At 71.1% G+C, this 21,533-nt stretch carries 16 protein-coding genes; 14 read left to right on the top strand and 2 right to left on the bottom strand.

Going from position 1 to position 21,533, the window contains the following annotated elements; all coding sequences use genetic code 11:
- Positions 1–30 precede the first annotated feature (30 nt).
- The 10 genes from O3X23_RS18685 (at position 31) to O3X23_RS18640 (ending at position 11,463) form a co-directional block, all read left to right on the top strand.
- A complete protein-coding gene (locus O3X23_RS18685; protein WP_269272550.1) occupies positions 31–3,288 on the top strand; it encodes a S41 family peptidase in 3,258 nt (1,085 codons plus the stop codon).
- A 78-nt stretch (positions 3,289–3,366) separates the two neighbouring features.
- Positions 3,367–3,726 carry a histidine triad nucleotide-binding protein gene (locus tag O3X23_RS18680; protein ID WP_269272549.1) on the top strand — a complete coding sequence of 120 codons (360 nt, stop codon included), beginning with the start codon at positions 3,367–3,369 and terminating at the stop codon, positions 3,724–3,726.
- 5 nt (positions 3,727–3,731) lie between these two features.
- Entirely contained in the window at positions 3,732–4,637 is a 906-nt protein-coding gene (locus O3X23_RS18675) for a ribonuclease Z (RefSeq protein ID WP_269272548.1), read from the top strand.
- A gap of 109 nt (positions 4,638–4,746) precedes the next feature.
- Positions 4,747–5,049 carry a hypothetical protein gene (locus tag O3X23_RS18670; protein ID WP_269272547.1) on the top strand — a complete coding sequence of 101 codons (303 nt, stop codon included), beginning with the start codon at positions 4,747–4,749 and terminating at the stop codon, positions 5,047–5,049.
- Positions 5,046–6,521 (top strand): putative T7SS-secreted protein, encoded by a 1,476-nt coding sequence (locus O3X23_RS18665; RefSeq protein ID WP_269272546.1) that lies wholly within the window; start codon positions 5,046–5,048, stop codon positions 6,519–6,521. The genes O3X23_RS18670 and O3X23_RS18665 overlap by 4 nt, the downstream gene beginning before the upstream one ends.
- Positions 6,514–7,923: a hypothetical protein gene (locus O3X23_RS18660; protein WP_269272545.1), complete on the top strand. Its 1,410-nt coding sequence runs from the start codon at positions 6,514–6,516 to the stop codon at positions 7,921–7,923. Before O3X23_RS18665 ends, O3X23_RS18660 begins: the two co-directional genes overlap by 8 nt.
- A complete protein-coding gene (locus O3X23_RS18655) occupies positions 7,920–8,555 on the top strand; it encodes a hypothetical protein (RefSeq protein ID WP_269272544.1) in 636 nt (211 codons plus the stop codon). The genes O3X23_RS18660 and O3X23_RS18655 overlap by 4 nt, the downstream gene beginning before the upstream one ends.
- Positions 8,556–8,558: 3 nt before the next feature.
- Entirely contained in the window at positions 8,559–9,143 is a 585-nt protein-coding gene (locus O3X23_RS18650; RefSeq protein ID WP_269272543.1) for a hypothetical protein, read from the top strand.
- 94 nt (positions 9,144–9,237) lie between these two features.
- Positions 9,238–10,230 carry an adenosine deaminase gene (locus O3X23_RS18645; RefSeq protein WP_269272542.1) on the top strand — a complete coding sequence of 331 codons (993 nt, stop codon included), beginning with the start codon at positions 9,238–9,240 and terminating at the stop codon, positions 10,228–10,230.
- A gap of 147 nt (positions 10,231–10,377) precedes the next feature.
- On the top strand, positions 10,378–11,463 hold the full coding sequence (locus tag O3X23_RS18640) for an S-(hydroxymethyl)mycothiol dehydrogenase (RefSeq protein WP_269272541.1): 1,086 nt from the start codon (positions 10,378–10,380) through the stop codon (positions 11,461–11,463).
- A gap of 16 nt (positions 11,464–11,479) precedes the next feature.
- Here O3X23_RS18640 and O3X23_RS18635 read toward each other — a convergent pair whose 3' ends face one another.
- On the bottom strand, positions 11,480–12,811 hold the full coding sequence (locus O3X23_RS18635) for a family 4 glycosyl hydrolase (RefSeq protein ID WP_269272540.1): 1,332 nt from the start codon (positions 12,809–12,811) through the stop codon (positions 11,480–11,482).
- Between the two features lie 46 nt (positions 12,812–12,857).
- Between O3X23_RS18635 and O3X23_RS18630 the strand changes: the two genes are divergently transcribed.
- The 4 genes from O3X23_RS18630 to O3X23_RS18615 all read left to right on the top strand — a co-directional run bounded on the left by O3X23_RS18630 (position 12,858) and on the right by O3X23_RS18615 (position 18,116).
- Complete coding sequence (locus O3X23_RS18630; RefSeq protein ID WP_269272539.1) at positions 12,858–13,970, top strand: carbohydrate kinase family protein; 1,113 nt, start codon at positions 12,858–12,860, stop codon at positions 13,968–13,970.
- 150 nt (positions 13,971–14,120) lie between these two features.
- Complete coding sequence (locus O3X23_RS18625) at positions 14,121–16,259, top strand: PhoH family protein (RefSeq protein WP_269272538.1); 2,139 nt, start codon at positions 14,121–14,123, stop codon at positions 16,257–16,259.
- A gap of 22 nt (positions 16,260–16,281) precedes the next feature.
- The gene (ybeY, locus tag O3X23_RS18620; RefSeq protein ID WP_269272537.1) at positions 16,282–16,779 is read left to right on the top strand and encodes an rRNA maturation RNase YbeY; all 498 of its coding nucleotides are present in this window, start codon (positions 16,282–16,284) and stop codon (positions 16,777–16,779) included.
- Between the two features lie 5 nt (positions 16,780–16,784).
- Positions 16,785–18,116, top strand: a complete 1,332-nt coding sequence (locus O3X23_RS18615) for a hemolysin family protein (protein WP_269272536.1) — start codon at positions 16,785–16,787, stop codon at positions 18,114–18,116.
- A 15-nt stretch (positions 18,117–18,131) separates the two neighbouring features.
- Here the strand turns inward: O3X23_RS18615 and O3X23_RS18610 are convergent, their stop codons facing one another.
- Positions 18,132–21,530: an NACHT domain-containing protein gene (locus tag O3X23_RS18610; protein WP_269272535.1), complete on the bottom strand. Its 3,399-nt coding sequence runs from the start codon at positions 21,528–21,530 to the stop codon at positions 18,132–18,134.
- Positions 21,531–21,533: the final 3 nt, after the last annotated feature.

The following is a 21,533-nucleotide window of genomic DNA, read 5'->3' as shown; positions in this document are numbered from 1 at the left end:
CGCCTCCTCGATCATGGTTAATGTGGCGGAGTGACACAGCTTTCGTACCTCCGGTATCCGCACGTAAATGGTGAGTTGGCCGCTTTTGTCGCCGAGGACGACGTCTGGGTGGCGCCGCTCGACGGCGGCCGGGCCTGGCGCGTCAGCGCGGACAACATGCCGGTCGACCATCCGCGCATCTCACCGGACGGAACGACGGTCGCCTGGACCTCCACCCGTGACGGAGTACCCGAGGTGCACGTGGCGCCCCTGGACGGCGGCCCGTCGACGCGGCTGACGCACTGGGGCAGTGCCAAGACCTCGGTGCGCGGCTGGACGCCGGACGGCGAGGTCGTCGCCATCAGCACCCAGGGCCAGCCCTCGATGCGCCGCACGTGGGCGCGGGCGGTGCCGTTGGACGGCGGGCCGGCACGCACCCTTCCGTTCGGGCCGGTCGGCGATCTGGCGTACGGGCCCGAGGGCGCGGTGCTGCTGCTGTCGGCGACGATGGGCCGCGAGGCCGCGGCCTGGAAGCGCTACCGGGGCGGCACGGCAGGCAAACTGTGGATCGACCTGACGGGCGGCGGCGACTTCGAGCGGCTGCACGCGGAGCTCGACGGCAACCTCGAATCCCCGCTGTGGGTCGGGGACCGCGTGGCGTTCCTCTCCGACCACGAAGACACCGGCGCGCTCTACTCCAGCCTCCCGGACGGCTCGGACCTGCGCCGGCACACCCCTCTCGGCGGCTTCTACGCCCGGCAGGCCGCCACCGACGGCACCCGCGTCGTCTACAGCTCCGCCGGCGAGCTCCACCTCCTCGACGACCTCGAATCGGCCGAGCCGCGCCCGATCGCGGTCCGCCTCGGCGGCCAGCGAACGGACCTGCAGCCGCACCCCATCCGCGCCTCGCACCACCTCGGGGACGCCCGCCCGGACCACACGGGACGCGGCAGCGCCGTCGAGGTCCGCGGCACCACGCACTGGATCACCCACCGGGGCGGCCCGGCGCGCGCGCTCGCCGCGCAGCCGGGGGTCAGGACGCGGCTGCCGCGCACCTTCGGCGGCGAGGGCGACCAGCAGGTCGTCTGGGTCACCGACGCCGAGGGCGAGGACGCCCTCGAACTCTCGCCCGCGGCGGGCCTCGCGCCCGGCGCCGTGCCGCGCCGGCTGGCGGCCGGCCGCCTCGGCCGCGTCCTGGAGCTCGAAGTGTCGCCGGACGGGCACCGGATCGCCGTCGCCTCGCACGACGGCCGGGTGCTGCTCGTCGAGACGCAGACCGGCGAGGTGCGCGAGGTCGCGGCCAGCGACGCGGGCGATGTGACCGGGCTGGCGTTCTCGCCGGACTCGGCCTGGCTCGCGTGGTCGCACCCCGGCCCCGACCCGCTGCGCCAGCTGAAGATCGCCGCGACCTCCGACCTGTCGGTCGCCGACGCCACCCCGCTGCGCTTCAACGACTACGCGCCCGCGTTCACCCCCGACGGAAAGCACCTCGCCTTCCTGTCCGAGCGGGCCTTCGACCCGGTCTACGACGCGCACGTCTTCGACCTGTCCTTCCCCAACGCCTGCCGGCCGCACCTGCTCACCCTGGCCGCCACCACCCCGTCGCCCTTCGGCCCGCAGCGGCACGGCCGCCCGGTCGAGGAGCCGGACGACGAGTCCAAGGACGACCGGCCGGACGGCGAGGGCGACAGCGCGGGCCAGGACGGCCGGCAGACCGACGGCGAGGACCGCCCCCGCGTCCCCGCCACCCGCGTCGACTTCGAGGGGATCGCCGACCGCATCGTCGCGTTCCCCGTCGAAGCCGGCCGCTACACCTCGCTGACCGCCGCCAAGAACGGCCTGCTGTGGCTGCGCCACCCGCTGCTCGGCACCCTCGGCACGGCGCTGGCCACGCCCGAGGCCCAGCCGCCCGGCAGCGTCCTGGAGCGCTACGACCTCAAGCAGCTGCGCGTCGAGGAACTCGCGGACGAGGCGGAGGACTTCGCCGTCACCGGCGACGGCACCAAGGTGCTGCTGGCCACGAACGGCCGACTGCGCGTCGTGCCCGCCGACAGCAAGGCGTCGGACGACGACGACTCGGACGCGGGCACCACCGTCGACCTGTCGCGGATCCGCGTGACCGTCCGCCCGCAGGACGAGTGGCGGCAGATGTACGCCGAGGCGCACCGGCTGATGCGCGACAACTTCTGGCGCGCCGACATGAGCGGCATCGACTGGAACGCGGTCGCCGAGCGCTACCGGCCCGTCCTGGAGCGCGCGGCCACCCATGACGACCTCATGGACCTGCTGTGGGAGGTCCAGGGTGAGCTCGGCACCTCGCACGCGTACGTCACCCCGCCCGGCGGCCACCGGGACGCGCTGACCCGCCAGGGCCTGCTCGGCGCCGACATCGCCCGCGCGGAGGACGGCCGCTGGCAGTTCGCCCGCGTGCTGCCCGGCGAGTCCTCCGACCCGCAGGCCCGCTCCCCGCTGGCCGCACCCGGAGTCGCGGTGCGCGCGGGCGACAGCCTGCTGGCGGTCGACGGCCACCCCGTCGACCCGGTCGCCGGGCCCGGCCCGCTGCTGACCGGCACGGCGGGCAAGCCCGTCGAACTGACCGTCGCCCCCGCGGACGGCGGCGCGCTGCGCCATGTCGTCGTCGTACCCCTCGCCGACGAGGAGCCGCTGCGGTACCACGACTGGGTCGCGGGCCGCCGGGCCCACGTCCACGAGCGCTCCGGGGGCCGGCTCGGCTACCTGCACGTCCCGGACATGGTCGGCTTCGGCTGGGCGCAGCTCCACCGTGACCTGCGGGTCGAGGTGGCCCGCGAGGGTCTGGTCGTCGACGTCCGCGAGAACCGCGGCGGCCACACGTCGCAGCTCGTCATCGAGAAGCTGGCCCGCCGCATCGTCGGCTGGGACCTGCCGCGCGGGCTGCGCCCGCAGAGCTACCCGCTGGACGCGCCGCGCGGGCCGGTCGTCGCCGTCGCCAACGAGTTCTCCGGCTCGGACGGCGACATCGTCAACGCCGCCATCAAGGCCCTGGACATCGGCCCGGTCGTCGGCACCCGCACCTGGGGCGGTGTCGTCGGCATCGACAGCCGGTACGACCTGGTGGACGGCACGGCCGTGACGCAGCCCAAGTACGCGTTCTGGTTCGAGGGCTACGGCTGGGACGTCGAGAACCACGGCGTCGACCCGGACGTCGAGGTGCTGCAGCGCCCGCAGGACTGGGCGGCGGGCGTCGATCCGCAGCTCGACACCGCCATCGACCTGGCCCTGGCGTCCCTCGCGGAGCACCCGGCGAAGACACCGCCGCCGCTGCCGTAACGGCGCCGGAGGGCGCCCGGCCGATACGATGCGCCTTTCGGCGACCACTGTCCAACCACCGACGAGGGAGAACCACCCGTGGCGGGAGAACCCCAGGCGGACTGCCTGTTCTGCAAGATCGTGGCCGGGGACATCCCGGCGACGATCGTCCGCGAGACCGAGACGACGGTGGCGTTCCGCGACATCAATCCGCAGGCGCCCACCCATGTGCTGGTGATCCCCAAGGTGCACTACGCGGACGCCGCCGCGCTCGCCGTAGGCGACCCGCAGGCCGCCGCCGACGTGCTGCGCGAGGCGGGCGAGGTGGCGGAGGCGGAGAAGACCGTCGACCGCGGCTACCGCGTCGTGTTCAACACCGGCGCGGGCGCCGGCCAGACCGTCTTCCACGCGCACGCCCATGTGCTCGGCGGGCGCGGTCTCGAGTGGCCGCCCGGATAACGGCGTTGTCCATCCGCGAGTTCGTGGTGCTCGGCACCGCCAGCCAGGTCCCGACCCGGCTCCGCAACCACAACGGCTACCTGCTGCGCTGGGACGACGAGGGCATCCTCTTCGACCCGGGAGAGGGCAGCCAGCGCCAGATGCTGCTGGCGGGCGTCGCCGCGCACGACCTGACGCGGATCTGCGTCACACACTTCCACGGCGACCACTCGCTGGGCCTGGCCGGGGTGATCCAGCGGATCAACCTCGACCGCGTCCCGCACCCGATCGCGGCCCACTACCCCGCGAGCGGGCAGCACTTCTTCGAGCGGCTGCGGTACTCGACGGCGTACCGCGAGACGGCCGTGATCACCGAGGAGCCGGTCGCCGCGGACGGCGTGCTGGCCACCACCGGCGCGTTCACCCTCTCCGCGGCGAAGCTCTCGCACCCCGTCGAGAGCTACGGCTACCGCCTCGTGGAACCCGACGGCCGCCGGCTGATCCCGGCGCGCCTCGCCGCCCACGGCATCACCGGCCCGGACGTCGGCCGGTTGCAGCGCGACGGTGTGCTCGACGGGGTGACCCTCGACGAGGTGAGCGAGGTGCGCCGCGGCCAGCGCTTCGCCTTCATCATGGACACCCGCCTCTGCGACGGCGTCCAGGTCCTCGCCGAGGGCTGCGACCTCCTGGTCATCGAGTCCACCTTCCTCGACGAGGACGAGCACCTCGCCCGCGACCACGGCCACCTCACGGCCGGTCAGGCCGGAAAGGCCGCCACCGAGGCCGGCGTCCGCCACCTGGTCCTCACCCACTTCTCGCAGCGCTACACCGACCCCTCCCTCTTCGGCCGGCAGGCCCGCGAGGCGGGGTTCGAGGGCGAACTGACGGTGGCGGAGGACCTGATGCGCATCCCGGTCCCGAAGCGCCGCTGAGCCCCGGTCGGCCGAATCTCGCTCCGTCGGCGGGCCGTTGATACCCTGCTCCGACCTTGCCCAGGACTTGTACAGGTCTTTTCCAGTTCGAGGTCAGCGGAGGACAGCCATGGGGGAACCGGATCTTGCTGCGGACACGCAACGAATACGGCAGTGCTCGGCCGCGCTCAAGCGCATCCACGACGAGTTCGACAAGCACGCCGACCCTTCGGACGGCTACGGCCGGTCCGACATCGGCTCCGATCTGCTCACCGACGTCTTCCACGACTTCGGCAGCAACTGGAAGGTCCACCGGACGAAACTGACCGAGGAACTGGAGAAGCTCGCCAAGATCACGGAGCAGGCGGCGGAGACCTACGACCAGGTGGACTCCGAACTCGCCAAGGCGCTGCGCGGGGAGGACAAGAAATGACCCGCCCCTCCTACGGCTGGGAAGTCCTCGGCGAGCACGGCGACCCGGTCCCCGGTGACCCGGACACGGTGGCCCGGCTGGGACGCGACCTGCGGAAGACGGCGGAGTCGATCGAGCGCGAGGCGCGCGAGATCAAGGCGCTCGCCTCCGTGGAGGCGTGGAAGGGCAAGGCCGCGGACGAGTTCCGCGAGCAGGCGTCGAAGGCGTCGGACAAGCTGCGCAAGGCGTTCCACCGCTACGACGAGGCGGCCAAGGCCCTCGGCGAGGACGCCGGCGACGGCGTGAGCAGCGGCCCGTACGCGCGCGAGCTGCACCGTGCGCAGAAGATCGCCGACAAGGCCCTGCGCGACGCCCAGGAAGCCGACGCCGAGCACAGCAGCACCCAGCGCGCGATCTCCCAGCAGCCGGCCGACACCCCGAAGGACGACCCGACGGCCGTCAAGCTCAAGGCCAAGCAGGACGCCGCCGCGGGCGTGGTCGGTGACGCCAAGAAGGAACTGCAGCGGGCGAAGGACATCCGGGACCACGCCGCGAAGGCGGCGGCGGACGCGATCCGGCACGCCATCGACCACGACGGTCTCAAGGACAGCCGCTGGGACAAGTTCAAGGGCTGGGTCCACGAGCACGCCGACATCATCGGGAAGATCGCCGACATCGCGGGCATTGTCGCGACGGTGTGTGGGGTGCTGTCGCTGTGCGTCGGATGGATCCCGGTCATCGGCCAGGCCCTCGCGGGGATCCTCGGCACCATTGCTCTGGTCGCCACCCTTGTCTCGCTCGTCGCGCATGTCCTGCTGGCGTTGTCGGGTGATGGCAACTGGTTTGATGTCGCCCTCGACGTGGTAGGCCTCGCCACCTTCGGCATTGGCCGTGGGGCGATGGCCGGAGCGCGCGGTGCCTCGGCCGGAACACGTGCTCTGGCGCGGTCGACGAAATTCAAGAGCCTCGCGGAGGAAGCCGCCGCACGGGGTCTGAAGAAGGGCACGAAGGCGTACAACACGGTGATGGCGAAGGCGCAGAAGGCGGCCAACAAGGCCGCCGGTTCGGGCGCGCCAAGGGGCAAGGACGCGGCGAAGGCGATGGCTGAGGCGCCGAAGGGCTGGTTCCCGGGCTGGAGCAGAGTGGGAGAAGCGCTCAATCCGGTGAAGATCGGCAAGGAGAGCTGGCAATCCGTCAAGGACCTCAAGGCGTTCAGGGATGTTCCGCAGTTGTTCCATGGCTCCACATGGCAGGGAGTGAAGTTCAAGATCGGTGATCCCGGAGTGATCTCATCCGCGCAGAAGGTGGCGGATATCGCGTCGGATGTCGCTTCATCGAATGCGGTAAAAGCCAGCGCGAGCGTGCTGAGGACGCAGACGAACATCTGGGTAGGTGCCACGGGAGTCGCGACGGTCACCGACCTCGCCGACAAGATCGGTGCGGGCGACGCGCTGGGACTGAAGGACTCTACGGTCAGGGAGATCGGTGACTGATCCGCACGTCGTACCCTCCCGGCAGGTCGCGATGGGCATCGCCGAGCCGGCGCTGCGGCCGGCGGCGCGACGCCGTCCCGCACTGGACGTCGTCCGCCACGCGCGGATCCACCGGGACGGCCGGGACCTGGTGATCCGTTCCCCCCGGGGAACGGAGCGGCGCCACCCGATCGGTACCGGCGGCATCCGGCGCGCCGTCCACATCGACCTGCTCGGCCTCGACGCCGCACAGAAGATGGGGCTGCCGGTCAAGGGCCGCTGGGGCATGGTCGACCTGCAGGACGAGGACGGGCACACGGTGTGCCGGATCCCGCTCGCCGAATGGCTGCCCGAGTCCGGGATGCTGGAACCGGATCCGCTGCGCGGGGAGAAGCTGCTGGGGCGGACCGGGCTGGCCGGGCTGCTGAAGGAGGCCGGGATCCCCGTCCACCGGATCCATGAACTCGACGATCCGCTGCTGGCGGGTTCGAGTGGCGGCGACAAGGACGTCCACTTCTACACAGCCCTGCCCGTCTGGCACTCGGTGGCCCGTGGAACCGGGATGTTCCTCTGGTTCGTCACTTTCTTCCTCGGCCTCATACTGCGCGACAGCGCGCCGTGGCTGCTGGCGGTGTCCGGCATCGGGCTGCTCTCGCTGCCGGTCGCCACAGCGGTGCTGCGGTTGCGCGCCCGCGCCAAGGAGCGCGGTGACGACCTCGCCGTGCTCGCCCGGCTGTCCCCCTGCCCGCCGAGTGGCGCCGGCGCGACCGCGCGGTTCTGCGCGACAGCGGCGGTGCGGGTGCAGAGCGCTGACATCGTGCTGGTCGACAGCCTGGCGGGCGAGCGCTGGCTGCCGCGTTCGGGCCCGCACTCGGTGGACCGGGTGGTCCGCTTCCTGAGCGCGGCGGACGGCACGCCGCTCGGCGTCGAACTGCAGGGCAGCGGAGGCCAGGTGCGTGCCGCGCTGCCCTGGGAGTGGTGGTTCGGCGGCGCGGAGGGTGACGCCCGCTGGGCGGAGTTCACGGCGGCCGTGGGACGGCCGGTGGACGACCGTCCGCTCGGCAAGGGAAAGCGGTGGCCGCAGGACGCGCTGGCACGGGTGGAGAGCCGGCTGATGGCTCCCATCGACACCAAGGAGGCGCGGCGTGTCACGAGCTTCCACGGCGGGGTGGTCGGCGACGCGTCCGGGTTCCTGCTGCCGCTGTTCTCGCTCGTCACACTCGGTGCGGGTCTGGTCGAGGCCTCGTCGCACCCGGCAAGCGGATGGCTGACCGGGGTGTCCGGCGCGCTCGCGTTCTGCGGCACCGCAGGACCGGAGATCGCCCACAGCCTGCACAGCCGCCTCCGGCTGGACCGCCCGGCCCCGGGCCAGGCCCCGGGCCAAGGCCCGGAGACCACTTCCCGACAGGAGCCCCGTTCATGACCGCGGTCGACGCACAGCGCGATGCGCAGCCCGGCGCGCAGCCGGACGCGCCGAGTGATTACCAACTCCTCCTGCCGGACGGCTGGTTCCGGATCGACCTCGATCCGGAGCGGCGGGAGGGTGCGGTCGACGCGCTCGTGGAGCGGCAGTTCCGGGGGATCGACGACGCGCCGATCGTCAAGCAGCAGGTGCGCGAGGAGCTGCGCGGGCGGGCGCTGGAGGCGTACAAGAACGGCGGCATCGAGCTGTACATGAGCATGCAGGCGGCCGGCGCGCTGACCGTTCCGGCGTCGTTGCTGGTCACGCTCGTGCCGAAGGAGAGCCTGGGGTCGGAGGTGCCGGTGGACGACCTGGCTGCGTTCCTCGCCGAGCGGGGCGGGCCGGCCGAGTACCAGGTCACCGTCGAGGAACTGCCCGCCGGGACCGCCGTGCGGACGCGGGCCCGGACGGTTCCGGCGGCGGACGATCCGTCCGGCAGCGCGCTGCCAGTCACGTCCGTGGACTACCACGTGCCGGTGCCGGGCTCGGAGGCCTACCTGCTGCTGTCCTTCTCCACGCCCCTCGACCCGATCGCCGACGCGATGGCTGACCTCTTCGACGCCGTGGCGCTGTCCCTGAAGTGGAGTGCGTGACCCGTGAGCGACGACACGTGGAACTGCGGCATCGAATGCCCCGAGGACTGGATCCCGCTGCCCCTGGAGCCGGGCATCGACCTCGGCGCGTGGGCGCTGGAACAGGCGCAGGAGCTGGCGGCTGCGTCGACGGAGGTCGATGCCGACGCGCTCATGTACGACCTGCGGGAGCGGGCCGCCGACAGTCGCGGGCGGGAGCCGATGTTCGCGTTCGGGCTGTACCCGGAGGGGTTCGACACGGCGCTCGCCGTGCTGGAGGTGGACGTCATCCACCCCGACGACCAGGTGCCGTCGATCACGCTCGACTGGATCACCGAGGTCTTCGCGACCGGTGACTTCCAGGAGCCGGAGGTGGAGCGGGCCGTGCTTCCCGCCGGGCCCGCCGTCCGCATCCGCCAGGCGCTTGCGGGGCGGGGGACCGGGCAGAGCGGTGAGCGCTCCCTGATGGAGACGGTCACCTACGGGGTGCGGCCGCCGGGGATCGAGAGCGCCGTCATGGTCCTCGTCTCCTGGACGGCGCCGGGCCTCGCCGACCTGATGACGGCGGCGGCCGACCAGATCGTGCACACCCTCAAGATCACGGCCTGAGGCGGCGGGCTGCGGGCTCGTGCCGCCCGCACCGCGCTGACCTGTACCGTTGGACGGCCCCCCGCTGCCGTACCGACTGTGAAGTGATCCTCCCGTGCCCATCCCCAAGGCTGAACTGCACCTCCACATCGAAGGCACCCTGGAGCCGGAACTGGCCTTCGCGCTCGCCGCGCGCGGCGGGGTCACACTGCCGTACGCCGACGCCGACGAGCTCCGCCGCGCCTACTCCTTCACGGACCTGCAGTCCTTCCTGGACCTGTACTACGCGCTGATGGCGGTCCTGCGCACCGAGGAGGACTTCGCCGACCTCGCCGACGCCTATCTCGCGCGCGCCGCCGAGCAGGGCGTACGGCACGCCGAGATCTTCTTCGACCCGCAGGCGCACACCGAGCGCGGGGTGGACATCGGGACCGTCGTCGAGGGCCTGTCCCGCGCGCTGGACGCCGCCCGGGAACGGCACGGCATCAGTACCCAGCTGATCATGTGCTTCCTGCGCGACGAGTCCGCGCAGTCCGCGCTGGACACCTTCGAGGCCGCCAAGCCGTACCTGTCCCGGATCTCGGCCGTCGGGCTGGACTCCGCCGAGGTCGGCAACCCGCCGTCGAAGTTCCGCGAGGTCTACGAGCGGGCCGCCGCCGAGGGGCTGCGCCGCGTCGCCCACGCGGGCGAGGAGGGGCCGCCCGCGTACATCTGGGAGGCCCTCGACGTGCTGGGCGTCGAGCGCGTCGACCACGGTCTGCGCTCGCTGGAGGACCCGGAGCTCGTCGCCCGCCTCGTCCGCGACCGCGTCCCGCTCACGCTCTGCCCGCTCTCCAACGTCCGGCTGCGCTGCATCGACCGCATCGAGGACCACCCGCTGCGTGCGATGCTCGACGCGGGCCTGCTGGCCACCGTCAACTCCGACGACCCCGCGTACTTCGGCGGGTACGTGGGCGACAACTACGACGCGGTCCGCGCCGGGCTCGGGCTGGACGACGAGACGCTGCGCCTGCTGGCCCGCAACTCGTTCGAGGCGGCGTTCCTCGACGGGGACGAGGCCCTGCGGGCCGGGTACCTCGCCGAGGTCGACGCGTACGTCTTCGACTGACCGCCGCGCGGGGCGGCTCCGGCGATCACGGCTGGTCAAGGACGGTCCACGGGCGGGATCGGACGGGGTCGAACGGTGATCGAACGGGGTCCGAAGGATGCGGCACGGTGCCTGCGGGGGACGGCCGGTCGGGCGTACGGTGAATCCATGACTCAGCACGTACGCGGCGTCATCGCGCCCGGCAAGAACGAACCCGTCCGTGTCGAGACGATCCTGGTGCCGGATCCGGGGCCCGGGGAGGCCGTGGTCCAGGTGCGGGCCTGCGGGGTGTGCCACACCGACCTGCACTACAAGCAGGGCGGGATCAACGACGATTTCCCGTTCCTGCTCGGCCACGAGGCCTCCGGCATCGTGGAGTCGGTCGGCGAGGGTGTCACGGAGGTCGCGCCGGGCGACTTCGTCATCCTCAACTGGCGCGCCGTGTGCGGTCAGTGCCGCGCCTGTCTGCGCGGCCGCCCCCAGTACTGCTTCAACACGCACAACGCGCGGCAGAAGATGACCCTGGAGGACGGCACGGAGCTGTCCCCGGCCCTCGGCATCGGCGCGTTCGCCGAGAAAACCCTCGTCGCGGCCGGGCAGTGTACGAAGGTGGACCCGGCGGTCTCCCCGGCGGTGGCCGGGCTGCTCGGCTGCGGAGTGATGGCGGGGATCGGCGCCGCGATCAACACCGGCGGGGTCGGACGCGGCGACTCCGTCGCCGTCATCGGCTGCGGCGGCGTCGGGGACGCGGCCATCGCCGGGTCCCGGCTCGCGGGCGCGGGCCGGATCATCGCCGTCGACATCGACGACCGCAAGCTGGAGATGGCGCGCCGGATGGGCGCCACCCACACCGTCAACTCCCGCTCCACCGACCCCGTCGAGGCGATCCGGGAACTGACCGGCGGATTCGGCGCGGACGTCGTCATCGAGGCGGTCGGCCACCCCGAGACGTACAAGCAGGCGTTCTACGCGCGGGACCTGGCAGGCACCGTCGTGCTCGTCGGCGTGCCCACCCCCGAGATGACGCTGGAACTGCCGCTGCTGGACGTCTTCGGGCGCGGCGGCTCGCTCAAGTCGTCCTGGTACGGGGACTGCCTGCCGTCCCGGGACTTCCCGATGCTGATCGACCTCCACCTGCAGGGGCGCCTGGACCTGGGCGCTTTCGTGACGGAGACGATCGGGCTCGGCGACGTCGAGAAGGCGTTCGCCCGGATGCACGAGGGCGACGTGCTGCGCTCGGTAGTGGAGTTCTGAGGCCCGCCCGGAGGACCTACCCCGGCAGTGCCGCGTCCAGGATGCGGCCCGCGACCGCCGCCGAGTCCACCAGCGGATGCAGCGCCAGCGCCCGCAGAGCCGCCGCCCGGGAACCCGACGCGGCGGCCTCGATCGCCGACCGCTCGACCGCCTTGAGGGTGAGCATCAGCCCGGCCTGGTGCTCGGTGGGCGCCGCCACCGGCAGCGGCCGGGCACCGAAGGAGCCCACCTCGCAGGGCACTTCGATGATCGCCTCGGCGTCGAGCGCGGCGACGGTCGTCCCGTTCGGCACGTTCAGGATCAGCGTGGTCCGCTCGTCGCGCGCGATGGCCCGCATCAGGGCCAGCGCGACCCGGTCGTAGCCGCCGCCGTCCAGGTCGTGGGGGTCGCGCTGCCAGCCGCCGGTGGCGGCGCGGTTCTCCGCCATGTACGTCTCCTCGCGCTCCAGCCGCGTCCGGTCCCACAGCGCGTACGCCTCACCGGGCCGTTCTGAGGCGGCCGCCGACGCGAAGAACCCGCCCTGCTGCCGGTCCAGGAACTCCCCGCGCGTCGCCGCGGCGGACCGCACCGCCGCCAGGGCCTCCCGCTCGAAGTAGTAGTAGTGCAGATACTCGTTGGGCAGCGATCCCAGGGCGGCCAGCCACGGCGCCCCGAAGAGCTTGCCCTCCTCGAACGAGTCCAGCGCGTCGGGATCGGCGAGCAGGCCCGGCAGCAGGTCGGGGCCGCCGTCCCACATCCCCCGCAGCCACCCCAGGTGATTGAGGCCCACGTAGTCGTAGCGGAACGCGGGGGAGTCCGGGTCGGCGCCCGCGGCGCGCGCGGCGCGGCGTACGAGCCCGACCGGGGAGTCGCAGATGCCGATCACCCGCTCGCCGAGCACCCGCGCCATCGCCTCGGTCACCATCCCGGCCGGGTTGGTGAAGTTGATGACCCAGGCGTCGGGCGCCAGCGCCTTCACCCGTTCCGCGATGGCGACCGCGACCGGCAGCGTCCGCAGCCCGTACAGCACCCCGCCCGCGCCGACGGTCTCCTGCCCGAGCACTCCCTCCGCGAGCGGCACCCGCTCGTCGCCCACCCGGCCCGCCGTGCCGCCGACCCGGATCGCGGAGAAGACGAAGTCGGCGCCGCGCAGCGCGTCGTCCAGGTCATGGGCGAGCCGTACCGCCGGAGCGCCCGGCACGCCGGCCGCCTGAGCGGCCAGCACGGACGCGACGACCCGCAGCCGTACCGGATCCGTGTCGTGCAGCACCAGCTCGTCGCAGGCGCCGGGGGCGCCCGCGTCCGCGAGCAGCGCCCGGTACACCAGGGGCACGCGGAAACCGCCGCCACCGAGAATCACGAGTCTCATGCGTCTGTGACCTCCACTGTCAGTCTCATCGTGCACAGTGTTGTTCATGGACGACCACCCCGTGTTCGACCCGCTGGCCGCGATCCGCTCTCCCACGGACGCGCTGTCCGACGTATACCTGACCGGGACCGTCTTCCTGGACATCATCTTCACCGGCCTGGACAGCGCGCCGGTGCGCGGCACGGAATCGTGGGCGCGCGGCATGGGCTCCAGCCCCGGCGGCATCGCCAACATGGCCACCGCCCTGGCCCGGCTCGGCCTGCGCACCCAACTGGCGGCGGCCTTCGGCGACGACATGTACGGCGACTACTGCTGGGACAGCCTGGCGGCGGGGGAGGGCATCGACCTCGGCCTGTCCCGCCGGATCCCCGGCTGGCACTCGCCGGTCACGGTCTCCATGGCCTACGAGGGCGAGCGGACGATGGTCTCGCACGGCCACGAGGCGCCGCCGCCCGAGGAGCCCGCCCCCGAATGCCCGCCGGCGGCCCGCGCCTGCGTGGCCTCGCTGGAGAAGGGCGGCCAGGAGTGGATCGGGCACGCGGCCCGGCACGGCAGCCGGATCTTCGCCGACGTGGGGTGGGACGATTCGGGGCGCTGGGACCCGGCGGACCTCGCGGACCTGCGGCACTGCGCGGCCTTCCTTCCGAACGCCGCCGAGGCCATGAACTACACCCGCGCCGACAGCCCGCGCGCCGCCGCCCGCAAACTGGCCGAGCTGGTGCCGCTGGCCGTCGTCACGCTCGGCGCCGAGGGCGCGTACGCCGTGGACTCGGCGACGGGTGAGACCGCCGAGGTCCCGGCGCTGCTGATCGAGGCGCTGGATCCGACGGGCGCGGGCGACGTCTTCGTCGCCGCTTTCGTCACCGGCTCCCTCGCCGGCTGGCCGCTCGCCGACCGGCTCGCCTTCGCCTGCCTCTCCGCGGCCCTGTCCGTCCAGGAGTTCGGCGGCTCGCTGTCGGCTCCCGGCTGGATCGAGATCGCCGCCTGGTGGCAGCACGCGAAGACCTTCGACGACCAGGACGGGGACGCGCTGCGCCGGTACGCCTTCCTCGACGCCCTGCTGCCGTCCGGCACCCGGCCGGGACCGCTGCCCCGGGCGGTGCCCACCATCGGCTTCCGCCGCCGCCCGGCGGGACCGGCGGGAACGGGCAGGCGCTGAGGGCGCGGGAGGCTGCTCCGAAACCGGGTGCGAAACCCCGGCGTAAAACCCCTCGGGCCAGAAGGGTCACCGACGTACCCTTGGTATTCCAAGGCCCTCACCGGGCACGTCGTCATCAGAAGGTGGGTTTCCCAGGCTCCGAGCCGGCCCATGACTCAGACACCGACACAGCACCAGCCTCAGGCACGCGCCCACTTCGTCGTTCCGGCCAAGCACCCCATGGTGACGGTCCTGGGATCGGGTGACGCCCTCCTCCGCGTGATCGAAACGGCCTTCCCGGCCGCCGACATCCATGTGCGGGGCAACGAGATCAGCGCGACCGGGAAGCCCAAGGACGTCGCCCTCATCCAGCGGCTCTTCGACGAGATGCTGCTGGTGCTCCGCACCGGCCAGCCGATGACGGAAGACGGAGTGGAGAGGTCCATCGCGATGCTGCGCGCCAACGGCAACGCGGCCGACCCGGAGGGGGAGACCCCGGCACAGGTGCTCACGCAGAACATCCTGTCCAACCGCGGCCGCACCATCCGCCCCATGACGCTCAACCAGAAGCGTTACGTCGACGCCATCGACAAGAACACCATCGTCTTCGGCATCGGGCCCGCGGGCACCGGCAAGACCTACCTGGCCATGGCCAAGGCCATCCAGGCCCTGCAGGCCAAGCAGGTCAGCCGGATCATCCTCACCCGTCCCGCCGTCGAGGCCGGGGAGCGCCTGGGCTTCCTGCCCGGCACGCTCTTCGAGAAGATCGACCCGTATCTGCGCCCGCTGGTCGACGCGCTGCACGACATGATCGACCCCGACACCATCCCGCGGCTGATGGCCTCCGGGACGATCGAGGTCGCCCCGCTGGCGTACATGCGCGGCCGGGCCCAGCCGGTCACCACCAACGTACTGACGCCGGATGGTTTCCGCCCCATCGGAGGTCTTGCGGTGGGGGACCTGGTCATCGGTTCGAATGGCGAGCCGACGGTCGTCCTGGGCGTGTACCCGCAAGGTGAGAAGGACATCTATCGCCTCACCGCCCAGGACGGGTCCTCGACGCGTTGCTGCGGCGACCATCTCTGGACGGTCAGGACAGCGTCGGATCGCCGTCGCGGGAAGCCGTGGCGGGTCCTCGAAACCAAGGAGATGATCGGAAAACTGCGCGCCGCGCATGCCCGTCGATACGAGCTGCCGCTGCTGAGCGGACCGGTGTGCCTCCCCGAGCGTGATGTTCCGATGGACGCCTATGCCCTCGGGCTGCTGCTAGGTGACGGCTGTTTGACGGGCCGCACGACGCCCGCGTTCGCCACTGCTGATCCGGAACTCGCCTCAGCTCTGGAGGTGGTCCTGCCAGGTGTCCAGGTGCGATGGAAGAGCCGGGTGGACTACACGCTGAGCCGGGTGAAGGCGCCGGGCGATGTCATGACATTGGAGAATCCGGTCACGGGAGCTCTGCGCGCTCTGGGTCTCTTCGGTACCCGGTCGCACACGAAATTCGTACCTGACGTCTATCTCCACAACTCGGCCGAGGTCCGCCTGAGTCTGCTCCAAGGACTTCTCGACGCTGATGGAGGGCCGGTAACTCAGGCCGGACGGACGTGTCGAATCCAGTACACGACGACCTCGGCCGCGCTTCGGGACGGCGTCATCGCGTTGGTCCAGTCGCTGGGTGGTGTCGCGTACAGCCGGCGCCGGGTCGCCGAAGGCCGGACGCCGGGCAAGGCCAACGGGCGCGATGTACACCACCGAAATGACGCTCACGTTCTGGACATCCGGCTTCCCGACGGCGTGGAGCCCTTCCGGCTCGTACGCAAGCTGGAGAAGTACCGGGCAGCCGGGGGCGGCGGGCGGCCGATGCGTTTCGTCGACAGTATCGAGCCCGCCGGGCGCGAAGAGGCTGTATGCATTCAGGTGGCGGCGGTCGACTCGCTCTACGTCACTGAGAACTACCTGCTGACGCACAACACCCTGAACGACGCGTTCATCATCCTCGACGAGGCGCAGAACACCAGCGCCGAGCAGATGAAGATGTTCCTGACCCGGCTCGGCTTCGAGTCCAAGATGGTCATCACGGGCGACGTCACCCAGGTCGACCTGCCCAACGGCACAAAGAGCGGCCTTCGGCAGGTACAGGACATTCTGGAAGGCGTCGAGGACGTCCACTTCTCGCGCCTGACGAGTACCGACGTCGTGCGTCATAAGCTGGTGGGACGCATCGTCGATGCGTACGAGCGTTTCGACGACGGGAACGCCGACCAGCAGGCCGGGCGAAGCGCCGCAAACGGCGGCCGAGCCCGTACCTCCTAACCGAGAGTAGCCGCACCGCACCATGGCGATCGACGTCAACAACGAGTCAGGCTGGGAGATCGACGAGCAGGCGGTCCTCGACATCGCCCGCTACGCCCTCCAGCGCATGCGGATCCACCCGCTCGCCGAACTGTCGGTGATCGTGGTGGACGCGGCCGCCATGGAGCAGCTGCACATCCAGTGGATGGACCTCCCCGGTCCGACCGACGTCATGTCCTTCCCGATGGACGAACTGCGCCCCGGGAAGGACGACGAGGAGCCGCCGCAGGGCCTGCTCGGCGACATCGTGCTCTGCCCGGAAGTGGCGAAGAAGCAGGGCGAGGAAGCCGAGACGCAGCACTCCATGGACGAGGAGCTCCAGCTCCTCACCGTCCACGGGGTGCTGCACCTGCTCGGATACGACCACGAGGAAGCCGACCAGAAGGGCGAGATGTTCGGCCTCCAGAAGGCCATTCTCGACGGCTGGCGCACCGAGCGCGGCATCGAGGGCCCCTCCCCGGCCCCGACCACGACCCACTGACGGCGATGGTCCTCTCCGCAGTACTGCTCGTCGTCGTCGCCTGGCTCGCCGCCTGCGCCGAAGCCGGTATCGCCCGCACCTCGCGCTTCCGCGCCGAGGAGTCCGTCCGTACCGGCCGGCGCGGCGCCGACAAGCTCATGGCCGTCGCCTCCGACCCGACGCGCTACCTCAACGTGGCCCTGCTCGTCCGGGTCGGCTGCGAGATGGCGGCGGCCGTGCTGGTGACGGTGGTCTGCGACCGCCGCTTCGACCAGACGTGGCAGGTCCTCGGCGTCGCCATCGGCATCATGGTGCTCGTCAGCTACGTCGCGGTCGGCGTCTCCCCGCGCACCATCGGCCGCCAGCACCCGCTCAACACGGCCACGGCGGCGTCCTACGTCCTGCTGCCGCTGGCCCGCATCATGGGCCCCGTCCCCGGCCTGCTGATCCTCCTCGGCAACGCCCTCACCCCCGGCAAGGGCTTCAAGCGCGGCCCGTTCGCGAGTGAGGCCGAACTGCGCGCGATGGTCGACCTCGCCGAGTCCGAGTCCCTCATCGAGGACGACGAGCGCCGTATGGTGCACTCCGTCTTCGAGCTCGGCGACACCATCGTCCGCGAGGTGATGGTGCCCCGCACCGACCTGGTGATGATCGAGCGCTTCAAGACCATCCGGCAGGCCATGACCCTCGCGCTGCGCAGCGGCTTCTCCCGCATCCCGGTCACCGGCGAGAGCGAGGACGACATCGTCGGCGTCGTCTACCTCAAGGACCTCGCCCGCCGGGTGCACATCAACCGCGACGCCGAGAACGACCTCGTCTCGTCCGTCATGCGGCCCGCCACCTTCGTCCCGGACACCAAGAACGCGGGCGACCTGCTGCGCGAGATGCAGCAGGAGCGCAACCACGTCGCCGTCGCCATCGACGAGTACGGCGGCACGGCCGGCATCGTCACCATCGAGGACATCCTCGAGGAGATCGTCGGCGAGATCACCGACGAGTACGACCGCGAGGTCCCGCCGGTCGAAGACCTCGGCGGCGGCTCCTACCGCGTCACCGCCCGCCTCGACATCGGCGACCTCGGAGACCTGTACGGCTGCGAACTCGACGACGACGACGTCGAGACCGTCGGCGGCCTCCTCGCCAAGTCCCTCGGCCGCGTCCCGATCCCCGGCGCCTCCGCCTTCGTCGAACTCCCGCAGGACGGCGCCTACACCCCCGACCAGCCCACCGCGCTCCGCCTCACCGCCGAAACCCAGGCCGGCCGCCGCAACCGCATCGGCACGGTCCTGGTCGAGCCGATCGGCGCGACGGCGGCGGAGTCGGGCGGGGCGTCGGCGGCGGTGGGCGGGGGCGAGTAGCGGGTTCGCCGCGCGCTAACGTGACGTGATCGGGACGACGGTCCCGTCCTTGAGCACGCGCACGCGGGCGCGGCGGCTGACCGCATAGAGCGCTCGGTGCAGGCCACGGTAGCTCTGGCTGGCCTCGTCACCCGGATCGGCGAAGTGCCGAAGGTTCCCGAACAGGTCAACCAGCGACAGGAGTCCGACCACGGTCTCCGTGTCGTCGCCGACCTCGGAGATCGCGCTCAGGAGCCGGCTGGTTGCGGTGCCGCTGATGTGGGCCGGCTGGGAGTGGAGAGCGCGGATCCCCGCCAGGGCGGCCGGTACCCGCGAAGGGGGCAGCTCCCACGGCGCGTGTACCGCCGCTGGGTGGATCGTTGGGACGCTGAGCTGGTGGAGATAGCGGTCGAAGGACGCCTCCGGGTTGAACTCCCCAAGCCAGCAGGCTTTGGACGAAAACGGATGCTCGTCCTCGGGCACTGCCCTGGCGAGCCGGCCGGAGAATTCGGGATCGTGGTAAGCCGTCAGGGCCCGGGCCACGCGATCGACGATGGACCGGGTCCAGTAGTTGTCGGGTGCCAAGAAGAAGCCTAGGGCGGCCGTCAGGTCGTGCTCCAGGATCGCCTCCTGAACCAGGGGAAGGCAATCCGGGGCTCCCCATGCTGCCAATGTGACCGCTGCGGAGACCGCGACATGCCGGTCGGTGTGGGAGACCAGAGGGGCGAGGTCGCCGGGGTTCCCCGACAGATGCTCCAGACAGTCCATGGCGAGCCAGCGAACCTGCCACGACCGGGTGTCATCGTGGGCCAGAGTCAGCAGATCGTCCCGACTGGCCCGGCCGTGTCCCCTCGTGACGAAGTCCGCCAGGTCCCCCATGATGAGGGCGGCCTCCGACTCGGAAGGCGAACCGGTGAGGACGGTATCGAGGAGCGTCCGGAAGCCCGGTTCTCCGACGATCTCCAGATAGCTCCCGGCCAGGGTCGTACCGAAGCCCAGACTCCATCCGCCCCTCCGCTCCACGTGGCGCAGGATGAGATCGGGCACGGCGGGATCGTCGAGTTGCAGCAGTGCGTGACCCACAGCCGCGACCAGCGAGCTGGCATTGGTTGATTCAGCATTTTGGTCCAGCAGCAGAAGGAGCGTGTCAGCGGGGCCACCGGTGGCGCCCAGCGCCTCTGCTACCGTCTTTAGGCCTTCGGCTCGCTGGTACCGGGTCGCGGACGTGTCGGGACGGGCGAGCTGGACCGTGAGCTCCCTCAGGAGCGCGGGTACCGCACCGGCGACGCGCAGGCGTCCCAGTGCCCACACGATTTGCTGCCGCAGTTCCACGGACAGGTCCGGCCGCAGCGCCAGCAGCCCCAGCAGCCTTTCGCCGACCCCTCGGCCACCGAGCGTGCCCAGCGCGGTGACCAGGGCCATCCGCGTCGTTTCCCGGTGCTGGTCATCAGCGATGTAGTTGATGACCTCGGGTAGTTGGCGCCCAGATCCGAGCAGTGCGACCAGTACCTGCGCGGCCCGATCCCGTTCGTTCCAGTACGGGGTGGTCTCGCACAGCCGCCAGAGCGAGCGCACGATCTGCTGCCGCAGCCGGGCGTCGGCGATACGCGGGCTGCCGGGCAGGCAGCTCGCCGCTATGAGCAGATCCGTGTGGAAGAGATCGTCGTCCGGCAGATCGAGGACGTCGCCCTCCCGGCCGGATCCGTCAGCTGGGAGTTGCAGGAGGCCGACCAGCAGCGGTGTGGCGTCCGGCAGCGATCCCGCGAGCAGCAGGACGACCTCCTCCCACCACGGGTCGTAGCGTTTCGCCGTCGCCAGCTCGATCCCTTCGGGACCCAGCTCCCACAGGGCGGTGGCGGCGAAGTGCTCCTGGAGCGTCAGGTGCAGAAACCCGTACCAGCCATGTGCCTGGGCCTTGAGCAGGCCGTACTGGGCGGCGATCTCGTCGAGGATGGCGCGGTTGTCGCCCGGCGGGAGATCGATCGTCGGCAGATAGTCCGCGATGAGCTCCAACAGATCGTCCTCGGCGAAATACCGCTGGCCCAGCCGGTGGTAGTGCCAGGCGATCTGCTTGAGGAGATCCTGCTTGTTGTCCGTGGTGAAGCGGCTGTACCGGGAGATCTGCCGGTGGGCGTCCCACTCGCGGAGCATCACCTCCACACACCGGCGGTACAACGCCGCCCGCCGCTCGGGAAGTTCGAGGTCCCGCTCGTACACGATGGCGATCAGGCTGAGCAGCAGCGGGTTCGCGGCGAGGGTCTGCAACCGGGAGTTGCCGGACAGCGCGTGCATCAGCGCGCCGGAACGTCCGTCCTTCGCGCCGAACCAGTTCGCGATGAACGTCTTGATCTGCGGCCACCCGAAGTCGAGCGCCTCCATCACTTGGAACGGCTGCAGCCCGCCGCGCCAGCCGTGACGCCGACAGGTGACGGCGATGAGCGCCCTCGGGAACCGGGTCGCCAGCCGGTTCACCTCCCGCACGATGCTGTTGTACGCCGCCGTCGCTTCCTCGGTGGATCCGCCGCCCAGCACCTCGTCCAGGCCGTCGAGTAGCAGGGCGGCCGTTCCGTCGGTGAGCTTCGACTCCAAATGGGCCCGCGAGCCCGCGAACCCGTACCGGTCGGCCCAGAACTCGGCGAGGTAGTCGAGGAGGTCGGTGTGTTCGTTCGCCATGAAGTGGTTCAGCTCGACGTACGCGGGCAGATCGGGTGTCCCGGCCGTCCCGCGCTGTGATGCCATGACGAACGCCAGATGCCGCAGCATCGTGGTCTTGCCGGCGCCGGGGTCCCCCACGACGACGATGCGCTGATGCCGTTGCAGCGCCTCCATCGGTGCGAGGGTGACGGGGGCCGCCCGGCTGAACGTGCCGTGTCCGATAAAGAATTCGAGTAGGACCGGTTCGATGACGACCGACCCTGACCCCTTGCTTTCGAACGCCACAGAGCTGTTGACCAAGTCGAACGTGTCATGGCTCAGGAAACTCAGCGGCACTTGTTCCTGGACCCGGACCTGGACGTACAGCTTCTTCAGGTCCAGCGGCCGTGACAGGTCGAGGATGCGCAGCATCGACAGCTCGTGCGCCAGCTTCTCGCAGTATTCGGCCGCACCGAGTTCCAGATCACGATGGACCGTCGCCTCCAGCTGCGCGGCCCGCTCCCGCTCCCGCTCCGCTTCCGCCTCGGCCCGCCGGCGCTCCCGCTCGGCCGTCTCCTGCTCGTGGTTCCACGTCCGGCGCTTCACCTCCAGATCGACATCGAGCTGGTACTGCACCTTCTGCTTCTCGAGGTCGGCCGTCCAGGTGGCCTTGTCCCGCTCCAGCGCCCGCGTACGGCGTATCTGATAGAGCAGCCCGGCCCCTGCGATGAGCGCCGCCGTGATGGCGCCGAACATCGTGAAGAGCGTCGTGTAGTTCGCGGCAGCCGACTGGAGTAACACGTG

The sequence above is a fragment of the Streptomyces sp. H39-S7 genome, from assembly GCF_027158205.1.
GTDB lineage: Bacteria > Actinomycetota > Actinomycetes > Streptomycetales > Streptomycetaceae > Actinacidiphila.
This window is presented reverse-complemented; position numbering and strand designations above follow the sequence as displayed.